Below are 16110 nucleotides of genomic sequence, written 5' to 3' on the forward strand. Positions count from 1 at the left end.
AATAAATATTCAATTTTTAATGGCCATTATTACTTTAACAACAGATTTAGGTTCAAAAGATTTCTATCAGGCTGCCCTTAAGGGTAGTATCCTGAGTATCTTGCCTACAGCTACAATTGTTGATGTAACTCACGAGGTGCCATCATTCAATATTTCGCATGCAGCTTTCGTTTTGAAAAACGTCTACCCCTACTTCCCAAAGGGTACCGTTCACCTGATCGGCATCGATTCTGTATTCAGTGAAAACACAAAATATATCGCTTTAAAACACAAAGATCATTTCTTTGTTGGGGCTGATAATGGTATTTTTTCTTTATTATTTGAAGAGAAACCCGAAGAAATTGTAGAGTTGAACATCATGCAGGATTTAAAATACCTGCACTTCCCATTGGTTGATATTTTTGTGAAAGCTGCAACCCAGCTGGCCAAAGGTGCCAAACTTAAAGATATTGGTGTACCTACCGACAGTATTGATGAAAAAATGCTGTTAAATCCTGTTATCGAGCGCGACATCATCAGGGGAAGTGTGATCTATATTGATACTTTCAGCAATGTGATCACCAACATTACCAAGGAGCTATTTACAAAAATTCAACGCAACAGAGATTTTACCCTATACTTCAGAAAAAGTGAAACCATCAACCAGCTCAGCTGGCACTATAACGAAGTACCTGAAGGAGAAAAGCTATGCCTGTTTGGCATCAGTAACCACCTCGAAATTGCCATCAACAAAGGAAAAGCGAGCGGTTTACTTGGCTTACACCTCAATGATATCATCAGGATCGAATTCCATCCTTAAGCAGCGTTATGTTAGTCAGAGTCGTAAAAATGCATTTCTCTTCCGCTTTCGCGGCCGAGTTTAAAGCCATATTCAAAGCAGTACAGCCAAAAATCGAAGCCGTTGAAGGCTGCACCGCTGTGCAATTGTTACAGGACCACAATACCCCGGAGATTTTCTTTACCATCAGTCACTGGCAAAGCGAGGAGCATTTAAACACCTATCGCAACTCAGAACTGTTTACAACAACCTGGGCTGTTGTAAAACCTAATTTCCAATTTAAAGCCGAGGCATGGAGTTTGCTTAATACTTAGCAAACGATAAAAACATGCTCAGAAAAATATTCTTTTTAATGTTGATAAGCGCCTCTTTTAGTGCAAGCGCCTTTCAATCAGATACCAGTGCTTATCAAACACAACGACTAAGAATCAATGCCTTATTGGCAGAACGCAGTGCGAAATTCGGTCAATATGATGAAAGCTTAAACGCCAGAACCGGAATATTTGGCTTTCAAACAAAAAATGACATTAGGAATTCAAATGAAATACTTCGACAGATTGTGCTCAACGACAATAACATTTTTAAAGAGCTTAAAACCTTAATGGAGTATAAAGATCTGGAAGTTACAGCGATTAAAACCAATGCAGATCAAACCAACAGCAGAATACAAAATTACATGCTGGCCATCAAAAAACTACAGGATCAGAATCAAGAGTTACGTGCTGAAGCAAAGGCATTGGAAAAAAGTAAAAGCTTTTCCAATACCGTAATTATCCTGCTAATTTTATCAATAACGGGGCTAGTCTGGTTTTTCACGAAAAAAATAAAAGGTATATTTTTAACAAAAGCCGATGAAAAAAACATTTTTTAAAATACTCGTCAAGCTCAATAAGCTGTTATTGCCAAAACTGTATAAGGTTGATCCAATGAAATTAACCAACCTACAAAAGGCAATACTGGGGTACAAATACTGGGCACTTACGAACTCGCTTAATTAAAGTAACTCGTTAGCAGCCCCACTAAAAATTTAGGTTCTACCCAGGTCGACTTAGGTGGCATTACACCGCCTGCATCAGCTACTGCGATGACTTGCGGTACTGAGGTCGGATACAATACAAAAGCTACCGCAAACAGCCCATTATCGACCTTAGTTTGCAATTCTGATATGGGCGTCCTCCCTCCTTCAAAAGTAATCCGCGCATCAGTTCTTGGATCTTTAATCTTTAGCAAAGGTCCAAGTATAAAATTCTGTAAAATACTTACATCAAGTACATCTACAGGGTCATTTTCGTTGTAAATTCCAGGCTTCGGACTCAGCACATACCATTGGTGATCAAAGTACATCCCTATTTTATGTAAAGCATCAGGTTTCACCTGCACGGCTGATTTCTCAATTGAAAATGAACTAGCCAGTGCGAGCATAAAAGCTTGCGGACTTAAATCACCTAGATCTCTTACCAGACGGTTAAATTCGAGTACTTTAACCTCCCTGGTGTTCATATACACCGTACTGAAGTAATTGTATCCTTCGGTACCGTTATGTTTCGCAGCATTGAGCTTTTTCTTCTGCAGGCCCATCTTTGCCATCGAAGCCGCACGGTGATGTCCATCTGCTATGTAAACTGCCGGCATCTTTGCAAAAGCATCCACAACTTCGGCCAGATCTTTGGCATCAGCAATCGCCCAAACCTTATGCTCCGTACCATCTGCAAAAACAAAGTCAAGATTGGGGGTTAAATCCAGATACTTTTTGGTGATTCTTTCCACCACCTCATCAGGATTATAAGTAATCAATACCGGATTGGCATCCAGTCCTGTTTGTTGCAGATAATCAGCCAATAGCTTCTCCCTCCGCTCAACAGTAGATTCGTGTTTTTTAATTTTCCCTTCCAGGTAATCATTGATATGTGTAAGCGTCCAGATTCCTGTCTGCACCAGGTTATCATGTCGCACCTGGTAAACATAAATTGCAGGAACAGCCTGCTGAACCAAATATTTATGTTCAATAAAACCTTCTAAATTTTCACTAATCTTTTTAAAGACAAGCTCCTGTCTGGTCCCACGCAGGTATTGGTTATCCAACTCAGGATCAATTAAATGAAGAAAGCTACATGCATTTTCGGAAGCAATCAGCCGCGCTTCGCCGGTACTATAATGCTCAAGCGGACGCGTGACCACCGTAGATAGCAAAGACACTGCGGGCATAAATGCGCAGAAGGGTTTTATACAGGGCATATTTGGTTAAAATAAAAGGGTACCCAATTCGTTCATTGGGCACCCTTCTTAATACTTTACTTATTTATTAAAGTGCTCAATAATTAATGAAGCTAACTCAGTTCCAATACGTTCCTGAGCTTCATTAGTAGCAGCACCAATATGAGGCGTTAATGAGATTTTAGCATGCTGTAAAATGGCAGCAGCAGGTGTAGGTTCGTTATCAAAAACGTCCAATCCTGCAAAAGCAACTTTACCGCTATCTAAAGCTGCAATTAAAGCTGCTTCATCAATGGTACCACCTCTTGAGCAGTTTACCACACCAACACCTGGTTTCATTTTAGCAAATTCTGCTTCACCTAAAATAGGCTGATCAGCAAAAGGAGTATGCAAACTGATGAAATCACTGTTCGCAATTACTTCGTCCAATGAAACTGTCTTGAATGGAATCTGCACAGAAACACCACCCTGGAAAGTCAAAGGTAAAGTACCTTCAGCAGGATAAAGATCATAAGCCAACACATTCATACCCAATCTCAAGGCAACTTTAGCAGTTTCACGACCAATACGACCAAAACCGATGATACCCATCGTTTTACCTTGCAGCTCTACACCACCGGCATAAGCTTTTTTCAAGGCATTGAATTTAGTAGCACCTTCAACAGGCATTTTTCTGTTCGAATCCTGTAAAAAACGGATACCGGTAAACAAATGTGCAAAAACAAGTTCTGCTACAGATAATGAAGAAGCTGCAGGTGTATTTACCACTGCTACACCTTTACTGCGGGCATATTCTACATCGATATTATCCATACCTACCCCACCTCTACCGATCAATTTGATATTAGGTACCTGATCAATCAGTTCTTTACGCAATTTGGTAGCACTTCTAACTGTAATACCATCGTAGTTTTTCAAAGCTTCAGCCAATTGATCTTGTGGAATCGTCTCTGTATCCACCACAAAACCGGCTTCTTCTAATAATTTTTTACCGATAGGATCAATCCCATCGTTAGCAAGTATCTTAATCATTAACTTAATTTTATTTGTGGTTCTCTGCAAAAATCTGCATTAATTCTATTAAGGCATGTACACTTGTAATTGGCAATGCGTTGTACATTGAAGCTCTGAAACCGCCCACACTTCTGTGACCTTTCAATCCTTCAATACCATTTTCTTCAACAAACTTCAGGAATGGTTTTTCCAATTCAGGATTTTCCATTACAAAGCAAACGTTCATTCTTGAACGGTCTTCAACTGCACAAGTACCTTTAAACAAAGGATTTCTGTCAATCTCCGTATATAAAGCATTCGCTTTCGCGATGTTTTCTTTCTCAATTTCAGCTACACCACCTTTAGATTTTAACCATCTCAGGTTCAACATAGCTACATAAATAGAAAATACCGGTGGTGTGTTGTACATCGATCCACCATCAATATGAATCTGATAATCCAGCATAGAAGGAATAGCTCTACCTGATTTACCTAAGATCTCATCTTTAACAATTACGATCGTTAAACCTGCAGGACCAATGTTCTTTTGTGCACCTGCATAAATCAGGTCATATTTAGAAACATCAATTACACGGCTCATAATGTCAGACGACATATCGCAAACAACAGGAACATTAGTTTCAGGTAAGCTGAACATTTCCGTTCCATAAATGGTATTGTTTGAAGTACAATGGAAATAAGCACTGTCTTCAGGAATTGAATAATCCTTAGGAATAAAGGTATAGTTCGAATCTTTTGATGAAGCAATGATATTTGCTTTTCCAAAAAACTTCACTTCCTTAATGGCTTTATTAGCCCAAACACCTGTCTCCAGGTAGCTTGCCGATTTGCCTTCAGGCAACAAGTTCATCGGTACCATAGCAAATTGTAAGCTGGCACCACCTTGCAAAAATAACACGGAATAACCGGCAGGAACGTTTAACAATTCTTTAACCAATTTACCGGTCTCCTCAACAACACCTTCGAATTCTGGTGTGCGGTGAGAGATCTCTAGAATAGACAGGCCGTCTTTGAAATCTAATACAGCCCTTGATGCTTGCTTGAATACTTCCTGAGGTAAAATACAGGGTCCCGCGCCGAAATTGTGTCTCATTTTTTATAGTATTTTTATTGGTGGTAAATGTAACATTTTTATGTCGGTTATTATTTCGAATTTTTAAACTTAAGCACCAATTTTAGGTTGAGCCTCCTGCTTGTTAAGTAGTTAGGAACCGCATATTGTACGTTATCCGCATCTTTCAACCACAAATAAGAAACTGTATTATTGATGTTTAACAAATTAAATACTTCTACATATGCTGTAAACGAACTAAAATATTTATCTAAAAAAACCGGTTTTTTTATCGAAAAATCATCTAAAAAATCTTTAGAAAAACCTATATCTGCACGTTTATAGGCAGGGATATGAAAATCATCGGAATATCGAGCGGCAAGTGGCGATCCCACAGGTAATTGAGATCCATAAAGCAAACTTAAATGCACCTTGTAAGTAGGACTGTTTAACAAGCGGTCCTGAAAGTAAGCTGAGAAATTTACCCGCTGATCTGTGGGCCGTTTTAAATACCCTAAACCATCGTTTTTAACATCTTGTTTGGCACTCATAAACGACACTCTGAAGTAGGACAGCAAATCTTTAACAAACTCCCCTCCTACGCTAAAATCAGCACCATAGGTATAACCTTTTGCCTCATCCGCGGCCAGGTATTTTAACCTTACATTATCCATCATATAAGGAATCAGTCTGTCCAGATATTTAAAATAAACTTCAGAACTGAATTTTAAACGCGTACCCAAGCCATCAAATGCGTAGTCCAGTCCCGCCGAAGTATTGTAAGCACGTTGTGCCTTTTGATTCAAATTAAGCATCCCGTTAAAATCCCTTACACTTCTGTAATCAGGCGCCTGCTGATACACGCCTGTGGTAAAACGAAAGATCTTGTTGTTACGCGCAGGGCGATAAGCCAGCAGCAATCGCGGGCTCAGCAAAAACTCTTTACTCAGGTCGTTATAACTACCTCTAAGTCCTAGTTGAAGGTTTGTGGTGGCCGACAGGCCATAACTATCCTGCACATAGGCTGTATAGTACTGAATAGCCAGTTTATTTTGTATGCTGATGTTGTTACCCTGATAAAAGCTATCCTTATTATCCACAAGAACACCTTCCTGCTCTATCTTATAAGACTCATTCAGGTCATCGTTGTAATCCTTTCGTTCATACCTTAGTCCCCAGGAAAAAGTATGACTGCTAAAAGTCTGGTCAGATTTCAATTCAGAACTAAATGTTTTTGAGGTCAGCAGATTCATCGCATAATTGGTATACCGTCCAATCCTGCTTTCCGTATTTCCGGAGCCAAAGCCAGCTCCAGCTTTATTAAATCTGTACCAGGCCCCTACATCAAGATGCTCCTTTTCATCGGTATTAAAATAACTATTTATCCATTTCAATACGTAGTTGGACCGGGGAATAAACTTTAAGGCTACAGCCCCACCTGTGGTCTGATAATTGTCCTTTTCTTCACCGTCATAATCAACATCCAGCCGTACCTTCGAGTTTAGCGTACCAAACTCGGTTTCACGACTTTCGGGAATCAACCTAAATACACCGCTGTTAAAATTACCCAGTACATTCACGCTAAATTCAGGCGACAAATTATAGTTATAAACCAGCTGTACATCTGTGAAATTGGGCGTATAAACACCTTTATTATCCTGCTTCCCTAATACTCCTGAATTGTTTTTATATCGAATCCCGGCCAGCAGATAACTGTTTGTGGTCACAATTTTAGAGCTGAAAGCCAGACCTAGTAAGCCTGCATTTAAAATAGCAGTACTGCTATCCGGTTTATCATACTTTACATCCAGTACTGATGAGAGTTTATCGCCATAACGTGCCTCAAACCCGCCGGCAGAAAACTTTGCCGAACTCAGTAAATCACTGTTGATAAAACTAAGCCCCTCCTGCTGCGCATTTCTAACCAGCACAGGTCTGCTGATCTCTACATCATTCACATAGATTAGGTTCTCATCAAAGCTGCCGCCACGCACGCTGTATTGGGCACTCAGTTCATTATTAGGCGATACTCCGGGCATGGTTTTCAGAATAGCCTCAAAGTTCCCTGATACGGATGGCATAGATGCCAGATCAGAAATATTTATCGTAACGGTATTACTTAACTGGTTTTGTTTATTGGTGATGGTTACCTGTTCCAGCTCATTGGGATTGATACTCAATACCACATCCTGTATGATACGGCCGGCTTTATCCTGTTTTATATTGATCTGAACCGGATTATATCCCAGAAACGTATATTTTAAAGTAAAGCTTTTGCTTTTAGAATAGATATGGTAAACGCCAAGGGCATCGGTAATGGTCGACTGGCTTTGTCCCAATATGGCAACTGTAACCTGCGGCAAAGCGTGTCCTGTTTCATTTGTTACCTTACCCGATATCTTTACCAGGGGCTGCGCACTTAACTGCGTAAACCCAAGAAAAACAGCAAACAGTAAGAGGCAGGTTCTGAGCATTTATAATTTTACAATTGCTGTATGCTTCTGCCATCAACCTGTTTAAGAGCCGCAATCATTTCAGTAGGTGAAGTAGCGCCAAATATAGCATTCCCAGCTACCAAAACATTCGCGCCGGCCTGCAGCAGCGAGTCGGCATTGTGAATACCTATCCCCCCGTCAACCTCTATCAGCAACGTAGGATTTACCTGTGCTGCCATAGCCCTTAGCTCGGCAATTTTATTCAATGAATTGGGAATGAACTGTTGCCCCCCGAAACCCGGGTTTACAGACATGATCAGCACCATATCCAGATCAACCAGTATATCTTTTAGCAAGGCTACCGGCGTATGTGGATTTAAAGCCACACCAGCCTTACAACCAGCTGAATGGATAGCCTGAATCGTTCTGTGCAAATGGGTACAAGCCTCGTAATGAACCGTAATCAATTCGGCTCCTGCAGCTGCAAAGCGTTCAATGTACTGATCGGGATTAACGATCATCAAATGTACATCCAGCGGTTTCTTAGCATATTTGTTTAGTGCGGCCAGCACCGGAAAACCAAAAGAAATATTAGGCACAAACACACCATCCATCACATCCACATGAAACCAATCAGCGCCACTTGAATTGATCATTTCAATATCGCGTTGCAAGTTTGCGAAGTCTGCAGAAAGTACGGAAGGTGCTATAAGGTGTTTCATATTCGATCGGCATTGTTAATGTTGTAAATATAATTAAATAACCCGTGTAAACAGAAAACCCCGCAATTTGCGGGGTTTTCTGTTTACCTGAATTCCGGAAAAAATTATATTAAGTTAAAACTTAATCTTATTTGTTTTCAGCTGGTGCTGCTTCTGGTCTTGGAGGACGAGGCAATAATGCTTTTCTAGAAAGCTTCATTTTACCTTGTTTATCCACATCCAAAAGTTTAACCTGGATTTTATCACCTTCTTTAAGCACACCTTCCATAGTTTCTAAACGCTCCCATGCAATCTCAGAGATATGCAATAAACCGTCTTTACCTGGCATGATTTCAACGAAAGCACCAAATGGCATGATAGATTTCACTTTACCATCGTAAGTTGCACCGATTTCAGGTTTAGCAGCGATAGCGTTGATACGTGCAACAGCAGCATCAATTGCAGCTTTATTATCAGCAAAGATCTCAACGATACCTTTGTTACCAACTTCTTCGATAGAGATTGATGCGCCGGTTTCACGTTGCATTTCCTGAATAATTTTACCACCGGGCCCGATTACAGCACCGATAAATTCTTTATCAATACTTAGAGAAACGATACGTGGAGCATGGTCTTTGTAATCCTCTCGAGGTGCAGAAATCGTTTTCTTCATCTCATTTAAGATGTGTAAACGAGCTTCTTTAGCCTGATTTAAAGCGTTTGTTAACACTTCCCATTTCAAGCCATTGATTTTTAAGTCCATCTGACAAGCTACGATACCTTTTTCAGTACCAGTAACTTTAAAGTCCATATCACCTAAGTGATCTTCATCACCTAAGATATCAGAAAGGATAGCATATTTACCAGTTTTCTCATCAGTAATTAAACCCATAGCGATACCCGATACCGGAGCTTTGATTTTAATACCAGCGTCCATTAATGCTAATGTACCAGCACAAACAGTTGCCATAGATGAAGAACCGTTAGATTCTAAGATATCAGAAACGATACGGATGGTATATGGATTTTCTTCCAATCCTGGCAATACTTTCTTCAATGAACGCATTGCTAAGTTACCATGACCAATTTCACGACGGCCAGCTCCTCTGTTCGGACGAACCTCACCAGTTGAGAAACCAGGGAAATTATAGTGTAATAAGAATTTGTTGTATCCATTGATGAATGCACCATCAATCATTTGCTCATCATCTTTAGAACCTAAAGTAACAGTAGTTAATGATTGAGTTTCACCACGTGTAAATACAGCCGATCCGTGAGCAGCAGGTAAATAACTAACTTCACTCCAGATAGGACGTACTGTACGTGCATCACGACCATCTAAACGAATTCCTTCGTCTAATACCAGGTTACGGATGGCATCATATTGTACATCGTGGAAATATTTTTTAGCTAAGAAACTAGTCACCTCGTCAATACCTTCACCTAAACTAAGTACGAATTCTGCTAAGATAGCAGCAAATGCATCCGTACGCTCACCTTTACTGGTATTGCTTTTTGCAATAGCGTATACTTTATCGTAAGTAGCAGCAAATACTTCTTCTCTTAATGCAGGGTTGCTGTTTTCATGAGAATAAGCACGTTTTACTGTTTTACCAACTAATTCAGCAAGTTCTTTCTGAGCCTGAACCTGAATAACGATAGCTTTGTGTGCAAATTCAATCGCTTCAACCATTTCAGCTTCAGAGATCTCATCACACTCACCTTCCACCATTACGATGTCTCTTTCAGTACCTGCAACAAGGAATTCCATTGTAGCACGTTCTAAATCACTTACGTAAGGGTTAATTACCAATTGACCATCAATTTTAGCAACACGTACTTCAGAGATTGGTCCGTTAAAAGGAATATCTGAAACCGCGATAGCAGCAGATGCCGCTAAACCAGCTAAACAATCAGGCATTATATTTTTATCAGAAGAGATCAACGAGATCATTACTTGTGTATCTGAGTGATAATCCTCAGGGAACATCGGACGTAAAGCACGGTCAACCAAACGAGAGATTAAAACCTCATAGTCTGACAACCTGGCCTCGCGACGAAGAAATCCACCCGGAATACGTCCTGCAGCAGCATATTTCTCTTGATAATCTACCGATAAAGGTAAAAAATCAACACCTGCTTTTGCACCTACTGTAGATACTACAGTAGCTAAAAGCATGGTATCACCCATTCTTACAACTACAGAACCATCAGCTTGTTTAGCTAATTTACCTGTCTCGATTTCAATTGTTCTTCCATCGCCCAGATCGAACGATTTTTTTATTACATTCATTTAAAAATAGTTGTGGTGTATTTTCCTCTTTCGACACACCTTGTTTATATATGTTTTTTGTTTTTTCAAACTTAAGATAAAACTTAAACAATTTTATCAGAAAAGTAAAAAAGCCATCCTTAAAGAATGGCTTTCTTTGATACAAATACGCTTATTTGCCGTCTTTCGACCCCAAAGGCTTAATGATATCTCTCAGTCCTAAAGACTTAATGATAGCACGGTAGCGATTAATATCTTTTTTAAACAGGTAAGCCAAGATACCGCGGCGTTTACCTACTAATTTTTGTAGTGATAACTGAGTAGAGAAATCTTTACGATTTTTCTTTAAATGCTCTGTTAAGTGCGCAATACGATATGTAAATAACGCTACCTGACCTTCTGCAGAACCCGTGTTTGTTTCTACTTCGCCGTGTTTTTTGAAAATTTCGGCTTTTGACTCTTTACTTAAATACATTCTTGAATGATACTAAAGTGTTTATAAATTAATTAATTGGGTGCAAAGATAGCGTATGTTTTAATGATAAGCAACTATATCTCAAATGTCATATGGTTTTAATTTACAAGATTATAGCAGATATAAGTAAATAGTAAACCCTATTTTTGCGGCATCTTATAAACACTCCTATGGAAAAAAATCAATACAGCATATTTGAAACTGAGTTAAAGGTCCGTCCTGATGATATAGACATGTTTAACCACGTACACAACAGCAAATACTTTGATTATGTACTGGCTGCGCGCTACGATCAAATGGCCGAATTTTACAAGATGCCTATGGAATCTTTTTTAAAGAGCGGTTTCGGATGGGTGGTACGTACTGCCCTGGTAGATTTTAAACGTCCGCTTGTATTGGGCGATGTGATTCTGATCCGCACAGGTATCCTTACGATTAACGAAAAAGGTTGTCGTGTTCAGTTTGAAATTGAAAACAAACGTACAGGCAAGATCGCTTCTGATGGCTGGTTTGACTATGTGATAATCGACACGACAACCGGAAAAGGCTGCAAAGTGAACGAAGAAATGATCAAAGCTTATAGTATATAAATCCTTCCTCTCTTTTATGTCACAATTAACAACAGCTTCAATGAGCAAGCTATCTCAAATTTTTACACTTTTAAAACAAGCCATTAAGGGCGAAGAACTCGATTATACAGAAGGGAGTATTCGTAGGGCTGTACTCCTACTGGCGATTCCAATGATGTTGGAAATGGCCATGGAGTCTGTTTTTGCGTTGGTCGACCTCTACTTCGTTGGTCACCTGCACAACAGCAGTCACGCTATTCAAACCGTAGGCTTAACGGAATCGGTACTTACGATCATCTATTCATTGGCCATTGGCATGAGTATGGCAGCCACAGCGGTGGTAGCCCGCAGGGTTGGCGAAAAAGACCCCAAGGCTGCTGCAAAAGCGGGTATGCAAGCCATCTTTATCTCGGTGGCGCTCAACATCCTCATTAGCGTGATAGGTGTAATTTACGCTACTGACATTTTATTACTAATGGGCGCTTCGGCAGAAACAGCCATTCAGGGTACTCCTTTCATGCGCATCATGTTGGGGGGAAGTGTGATCATTGTATTACTGTTCCTTATCAACGGGATATTCAGGGGAGCCGGAAATGCAGCCATAGCCATGAAAAGTTTATGGATAGCCAATATTGCCAACATCATCTTATGTCCGGTTCTAATCAATGGTTTCGGACCAATACCCGCGTTCGGTTTAACCGGAGCCGCAATGGCTACTTCAATTGGCCGGGGTATAGGTGTTTGCTACCAATTGTATCATCTATTTAATGGCAAAAGCGTTTTAAAGGTAAAACTTGCTTATTTAACACCACACTGGGAGCAGATTAAGGCCTTACTTAAAATCGCTACTCCGGGTATTTTTCAATTTGTTATCGCTTCCTGCAGCTGGATATTTCTGGCGCAGCTGGTGGCTACAACCGGTGGCGATCATGGATCAGCAGGATATCAAACAGCATTGCGGTTAATGATGTTCTTTATGCTGCCTGCCTGGGGAATGAGTAATGCTTCGGCTACTTTAGTGGGACAAAACCTTGGAGCTAAGAAGCTCGACAGAGCAGAGCAATCGGTCATAAAGACGGGCAAATACATCGTCATTTATATGCTATCGGTTATGATCTTTACTTTTATTGGGGGCAATTATTTCATTGCATTCTTTACCAACGATGTCCTGATTCAGGAAATGGCCATAACTGCCTTACAAATCATGAGCATGGGTTATATCTTCTACGGCATGGGCATGGTACTCATGAGCACCTTTAATGGTGCCGGCGATACCTGGACGCCAACCTGGATTAACCTGTTTGGTTTCTGGATGTTTCAGATTCCTTTAGCCTATATATTGGCAAAACAACTGAACATGGGCCCGGTAGGCGTGTTTATTGCCATACCGGTAGCCGAAACATGTATTGCTATTGCTTCCTTTATCCTGTTTAAAAAAGGAAAATGGAAGACAGTTAAAGTTTAACGTTTAACCTCTTTGGCTTGGGGGTCGTACCCTAAGCCAGGAGTTAACCAATGTAATAGAATAACACGTGAATAACGGTAATTGAAGGGCGCGAATAACAATACACCTACCAAAATGATTCCAGCGTAGATCCAAAGATTTTCGTAGACTAATGCGAGTCCCAGAATATATGCAGCCACACTTATCGTAATCATCTCTGCTACATTCATGGCATAGCTGACGAACATTGCTACATAGAAAAATCCAGGTTCGCGCTCAAAGCGCAGGTGACAGGTAGGGCAATACTCGTTTGTCGTTTGAGATCTAAGACTATACATGTTGCCTGAAAAAATAGCGCCTTCGCGACATCTCGGACATTTACACTCTATTATTGCCTGTAGTTTTGAGATCGGTTTCATCTATCTATCTTTTTGTTTCCGCAAAGATACGCAACCCCTGTTGCGTAAATTTATGACATAGATCATAATTATTCTTTAATGATCTTTCCTTTATACAATTTCAATACTTTCTGATCTGTTAATTTCTTAACAATGCGGATCACCGTCTCCACTCTTAAACCACTCATATCGGCCAGTTGCTGCCTTGTAATGTCTAATAAATCGCCTTTTTCAAGGCTTTTAAGCAGATATGTAAGGAGTGTTTTCACACGGTGTTCGGCCTGCTCATTAGCCAATTCTTCGAGCATCATAGATTTGTAAAATAACCTATTGCTTAAAGTTTTGATGAGTTCCATGCTAAAAGCGCGATCTTCTTCGATCAGTTTAAAAAAGTCTTGTTTATTTACGGGTATAATTTCAGCATCCCTGCTTACTATGGTATAAGCAAGATAGGGCTTATTTAGCAACAGAGCAGGTTCACCAAAATATTGATTCGCTTTAAAAATCCCCTGTATAAACTCTTTGCCTTCATCATTCACCGTCACCATTCGCACTTCGCCACTTTTAATGAAATACACAGCCTTCGGTTGTGCACCCGGCTCGTAAACAACCGCCCCTTTTTTGTAGCTGACAGGCAGGTAGTTATTGCTTAGCAGGTATTTTATAATCATATACATCGTATTAACCTTTCTTCTAAGGCAAAAAAACATTTCAAAAAATACCTACTATTAGGTATTTTGTAAACTATTAATTAATGTACCTTTGAGCATAAAACACAAATTTAAAATTTAATTTATGCAAACAAACTTTACTAAAAATTCATTGCTATTGTTACTTACGCTGGTTTTCTGTTCTGCAGGAACAATAAACGCTCAGGAGACTAAAGTTGAGAAAGATGGCAAAAACCTTGTGAAATGGAATATCGCGGCATTAGCCTTAAAAAACTATTCATTTCAATACGAGCGTGCCATTGGCAAAAAGATCTCTGCGGCAGTCGGAGTTAGATTTGCACCAAAATCGAACGTTCCATTTAAATCAAACGTAGAAAAACTAATCGACGATGAGGAAACATGGAATAGCATCAAAGATTTCAAAATGGGAAACTTTGCCATTACACCTGAAATTAGATTCTATACCGGTAAAGGTGTATTCAGAGGCTTCTATGTAGCTCCATTTGCGAGATATGCAAAATACAATGCTGAAGTTCCTTTTAACTTCGAAGTAGAAGTAACTAATGGAACGAATACAGTAACCCGAGAAGAACAAATAAACCTTAGCGGTGATGTAACTACCTTAACCGGAGGCTTACTATTCGGTGCACAATGGAAATTGAGCAAATTGGTTTACCTGGATTGGTGGATTTTAGGGGCTAGTTATGGTACTTCTAAAGGCAACATTTCGGGCAAGAGCGCAAGTGGATTTGATGCAGACGAGCAGGATGCATTAAGAGAAGCACTTAAAGATCTTGAAGACCTTCCATTAATTAAAGTTAAATCTGAAGTTAATGCGGAAGGTGCAAAAGTTGACTTTGATGGTCCGTGGGCAAATGTAAGAGCCGGTTTAAGTATCGGTTTCAGATTCTAAAAGCAAAAATAAAGACATAAAAAAGCCTGGCACAATTAGTTGTGCCAGGCTTTTTTATGTAGTACCTACCCTATTGTCTCTCTGATCAGCTTGGTATAAAAATCATTTAGTTTCATACCTGCGGCAGCCACCTGTTGCGGTATAAAACTGGTAGCAGTTTGTCCGGGTATTGTATTGATCTCAATGAAGTAAAAATCACCTTCATCTTCTGATAAAATAAAATCTATACGTACCACCCCGCGACAATTTAATTTGCGGTATACATTTCTAGCAATTTCCTCTACCCTTGCACGGGTTTCAGTTCTAATTGGCGCCGGAGTAGTTTCGGTAGCTACACCCGGAGTATATTTAGCTTCAAAGTCGAAAAACTCTTTAGCTGTCTCCACTTCCGTAACCGGCAATACGGTAATCTGTCCGTCCAGTTTCACTACCCCTACTGTAAATTCTCTACCTGAAATAAATTCCTCGATCAATACCTGGTCATCTTCCTTGAAAGCCTTATCCACAGCCAATTGAAGATCACTCACATGGTTAACCTTGGTCATACCAATACTGCTGCCACCATTATTAGGTTTTACAAAGTATGGTGTTTTAAGGTCTTTTTTTATCTGCTCCAGGCTATATTCTGTACCCTTAAATATCTGTGCAGACTTCGCAATGTGTAACTGATCTATGCCGTTTACAATTGCCTTGGTATACCCCTTATTCATCGTTACTGCAGAAGTAAGTGCATCGCAGGTAGTATAAGGTAAACCCAGCATATCAAAATATCCCTGCAGTTTACCGTCTTCACCCGGGGCACCATGAATAGCGATGAATACGCCGTCAAAGGTGATCTTTCTTCCTTTTAAATTGATAGAAAAATCGTTTCTATCTACTTCAACTTTAACAGAATCAGCAGGTTCATAAAACCAGCCCTGCTGGGTAAGCATAATTTTATATACATCGAACTTATTAGTATCTAGATTTTGTGCTATGGTAGCTGCACTTTTAACCGAAATCACCCATTCTCCGGTAGTTCCTCCGGTAAGCAACGCTATAACTTTCTTCATTGGTTTAATATCTTTTTATATACCACGTATTAATCTTCTTAAAATTCCAGGAGATCCTGAATAAATCGTGTCAGTGCTCAGGACGACGAGCGTATTTCAGCACAGCACAAATATAAATTAGTT

General features: G+C 39.9%; 16 protein-coding genes. 6 read left to right on the top strand and 10 right to left on the bottom strand.

What is annotated here, in order from left to right; genetic code table 11:
- Nucleotides 1–19: 19 nt before the first annotated feature.
- The 3 genes from B9A18_RS15390 to B9A18_RS15400 are packed head-to-tail and all read left to right on the top strand — an operon-like array spanning nt 20 to nt 1649.
- Complete coding sequence (locus tag B9A18_RS15390; RefSeq protein ID WP_084290216.1) at nt 20–799, top strand: SAM hydrolase/SAM-dependent halogenase family protein; 780 nt, start codon at nt 20–22, stop codon at nt 797–799.
- A gap of 8 nt (nt 800–807) precedes the next feature.
- The gene (locus B9A18_RS15395; protein ID WP_084290217.1) at nt 808–1092 is read left to right on the top strand and encodes a putative quinol monooxygenase; all 285 of its coding nucleotides are present in this window, start codon (nt 808–810) and stop codon (nt 1090–1092) included.
- 14 nt (nt 1093–1106) lie between these two features.
- Nucleotides 1107–1649: a hypothetical protein gene (locus B9A18_RS15400; protein ID WP_084290218.1), complete on the top strand. Its 543-nt coding sequence runs from the start codon at nt 1107–1109 to the stop codon at nt 1647–1649.
- Nucleotides 1650–1768: 119 nt separating this feature from the next.
- On the opposite strand, the gene B9A18_RS15405 is transcribed toward B9A18_RS15400, so the two are convergent.
- The 7 genes from B9A18_RS15405 to rpsO all read right to left on the bottom strand — a co-directional run bounded on the left by B9A18_RS15405 (nt 1769) and on the right by rpsO (nt 10940).
- Entirely contained in the window at nt 1769–3013 is a 1245-nt protein-coding gene (locus B9A18_RS15405; protein ID WP_084290219.1) for a DUF1015 domain-containing protein, read from the bottom strand.
- A 60-nt stretch (nt 3014–3073) separates the two neighbouring features.
- Nucleotides 3074–4024: a D-2-hydroxyacid dehydrogenase gene (locus B9A18_RS15410; RefSeq protein ID WP_200816372.1), complete on the bottom strand. Its 951-nt coding sequence runs from the start codon at nt 4022–4024 to the stop codon at nt 3074–3076.
- 10 nt (nt 4025–4034) lie between these two features.
- The gene (gene serC, locus B9A18_RS15415) at nt 4035–5099 is read right to left on the bottom strand and encodes a 3-phosphoserine/phosphohydroxythreonine transaminase (RefSeq protein ID WP_084290220.1); all 1065 of its coding nucleotides are present in this window, start codon (nt 5097–5099) and stop codon (nt 4035–4037) included.
- A 50-nt stretch (nt 5100–5149) separates the two neighbouring features.
- Nucleotides 5150–7531 (bottom strand): TonB-dependent receptor, encoded by a 2382-nt coding sequence (locus tag B9A18_RS15420; RefSeq protein WP_084290221.1) that lies wholly within the window; start codon nt 7529–7531, stop codon nt 5150–5152.
- A gap of 8 nt (nt 7532–7539) precedes the next feature.
- On the bottom strand, nt 7540–8214 hold the full coding sequence (gene rpe, locus B9A18_RS15425) for a ribulose-phosphate 3-epimerase (RefSeq protein ID WP_084290222.1): 675 nt from the start codon (nt 8212–8214) through the stop codon (nt 7540–7542).
- Nucleotides 8215–8341: 127 nt separating this feature from the next.
- Nucleotides 8342–10486, bottom strand: coding sequence for a polyribonucleotide nucleotidyltransferase (gene pnp / locus B9A18_RS15430; RefSeq protein WP_084290223.1), 2145 nt, complete (start codon nt 10484–10486; stop codon nt 8342–8344).
- Nucleotides 10487–10637: 151 nt separating this feature from the next.
- Nucleotides 10638–10940: a 30S ribosomal protein S15 gene (gene rpsO / locus B9A18_RS15435; RefSeq protein WP_084290224.1), complete on the bottom strand. Its 303-nt coding sequence runs from the start codon at nt 10938–10940 to the stop codon at nt 10638–10640.
- A gap of 170 nt (nt 10941–11110) precedes the next feature.
- On the opposite strand from rpsO, the gene B9A18_RS15440 reads away from it, so the two are divergent.
- On the top strand, nt 11111–11530 hold the full coding sequence (locus B9A18_RS15440; protein ID WP_084290225.1) for an acyl-CoA thioesterase: 420 nt from the start codon (nt 11111–11113) through the stop codon (nt 11528–11530).
- A 40-nt stretch (nt 11531–11570) separates the two neighbouring features.
- Nucleotides 11571–12974: an MATE family efflux transporter gene (locus B9A18_RS15445; protein WP_235005337.1), complete on the top strand. Its 1404-nt coding sequence runs from the start codon at nt 11571–11573 to the stop codon at nt 12972–12974.
- Here the strand turns inward: B9A18_RS15445 and B9A18_RS15450 are convergent.
- Together B9A18_RS15450 and B9A18_RS15455 are read right to left on the bottom strand one after the other, a co-directional pair.
- A complete protein-coding gene (locus B9A18_RS15450) occupies nt 12971–13291 on the bottom strand; it encodes a DUF983 domain-containing protein (RefSeq protein WP_317048241.1) in 321 nt (106 codons plus the stop codon). The genes B9A18_RS15445 and B9A18_RS15450 overlap by 4 nt on opposite strands.
- A gap of 149 nt (nt 13292–13440) precedes the next feature.
- Nucleotides 13441–14022, bottom strand: coding sequence for a Crp/Fnr family transcriptional regulator (locus tag B9A18_RS15455; RefSeq protein ID WP_084290387.1), 582 nt, complete (start codon nt 14020–14022; stop codon nt 13441–13443).
- Between the two features lie 124 nt (nt 14023–14146).
- On the opposite strand from B9A18_RS15455, the gene B9A18_RS15460 reads away from it, so the two are divergent.
- Nucleotides 14147–14935 carry a DUF3575 domain-containing protein gene (locus B9A18_RS15460; protein ID WP_084290228.1) on the top strand — a complete coding sequence of 263 codons (789 nt, stop codon included), beginning with the start codon at nt 14147–14149 and terminating at the stop codon, nt 14933–14935.
- Nucleotides 14936–15000: 65 nt separating this feature from the next.
- Here B9A18_RS15460 and B9A18_RS15465 read toward each other — a convergent pair whose 3' ends face one another.
- The gene (locus B9A18_RS15465; protein WP_084290229.1) at nt 15001–15987 is read right to left on the bottom strand and encodes a D-alanine--D-alanine ligase; all 987 of its coding nucleotides are present in this window, start codon (nt 15985–15987) and stop codon (nt 15001–15003) included.
- Between the last annotated feature and the right edge of the window lie 123 nt (nt 15988–16110).

It is taken from the genome of Pedobacter nyackensis, from assembly GCF_900176505.1.
Taxonomy (GTDB): Bacteria; Bacteroidota; Bacteroidia; order Sphingobacteriales; family Sphingobacteriaceae; genus Pedobacter; species Pedobacter nyackensis.

Excerpts from the sequence above, each read along its gene's own strand:
- B9A18_RS15390 (WP_084290216.1), top strand. The coding sequence starts at position 20 with ATGGCCATTATTACTTTAACAACAGATTTAGGTTCAAAAGATTTCTAT.
- B9A18_RS15455 (WP_084290387.1), bottom strand. The coding sequence starts at position 14,022 with ATGATTATAAAATACCTGCTAAGCAATAACTACCTGCCTGTCAGCTAC.
- B9A18_RS15450 (WP_317048241.1), bottom strand. The coding sequence starts at position 13,291 with ATGTATAGTCTTAGATCTCAAACGACAAACGAGTATTGCCCTACCTGT.
- pnp (WP_084290223.1), bottom strand. The coding sequence starts at position 10,486 with ATGAATGTAATAAAAAAATCGTTCGATCTGGGCGATGGAAGAACAATT.
- rpsO (WP_084290224.1), bottom strand. The coding sequence starts at position 10,940 with ATGTATTTAAGTAAAGAGTCAAAAGCCGAAATTTTCAAAAAACACGGC.
- B9A18_RS15405 (WP_084290219.1), bottom strand. The coding sequence starts at position 3,013 with ATGCCCTGTATAAAACCCTTCTGCGCATTTATGCCCGCAGTGTCTTTG.
- B9A18_RS15445 (WP_235005337.1), top strand. The coding sequence starts at position 11,571 with ATGAGCAAGCTATCTCAAATTTTTACACTTTTAAAACAAGCCATTAAG.
- B9A18_RS15460 (WP_084290228.1), top strand. The coding sequence starts at position 14,147 with ATGCAAACAAACTTTACTAAAAATTCATTGCTATTGTTACTTACGCTG.
- B9A18_RS15400 (WP_084290218.1), top strand. The coding sequence starts at position 1,107 with ATGCTCAGAAAAATATTCTTTTTAATGTTGATAAGCGCCTCTTTTAGT.
- B9A18_RS15395 (WP_084290217.1), top strand. The coding sequence starts at position 808 with ATGTTAGTCAGAGTCGTAAAAATGCATTTCTCTTCCGCTTTCGCGGCC.
- rpe (WP_084290222.1), bottom strand. The coding sequence starts at position 8,214 with ATGAAACACCTTATAGCACCTTCCGTACTTTCTGCAGACTTCGCAAAC.
- B9A18_RS15465 (WP_084290229.1), bottom strand. The coding sequence starts at position 15,987 with ATGAAGAAAGTTATAGCGTTGCTTACCGGAGGAACTACCGGAGAATGG.
- B9A18_RS15420 (WP_084290221.1), bottom strand. The coding sequence starts at position 7,531 with ATGCTCAGAACCTGCCTCTTACTGTTTGCTGTTTTTCTTGGGTTTACG.
- B9A18_RS15440 (WP_084290225.1), top strand. The coding sequence starts at position 11,111 with ATGGAAAAAAATCAATACAGCATATTTGAAACTGAGTTAAAGGTCCGT.
- B9A18_RS15410 (WP_200816372.1), bottom strand. The coding sequence starts at position 4,024 with ATGATTAAGATACTTGCTAACGATGGGATTGATCCTATCGGTAAAAAA.
- serC (WP_084290220.1), bottom strand. The coding sequence starts at position 5,099 with ATGAGACACAATTTCGGCGCGGGACCCTGTATTTTACCTCAGGAAGTA.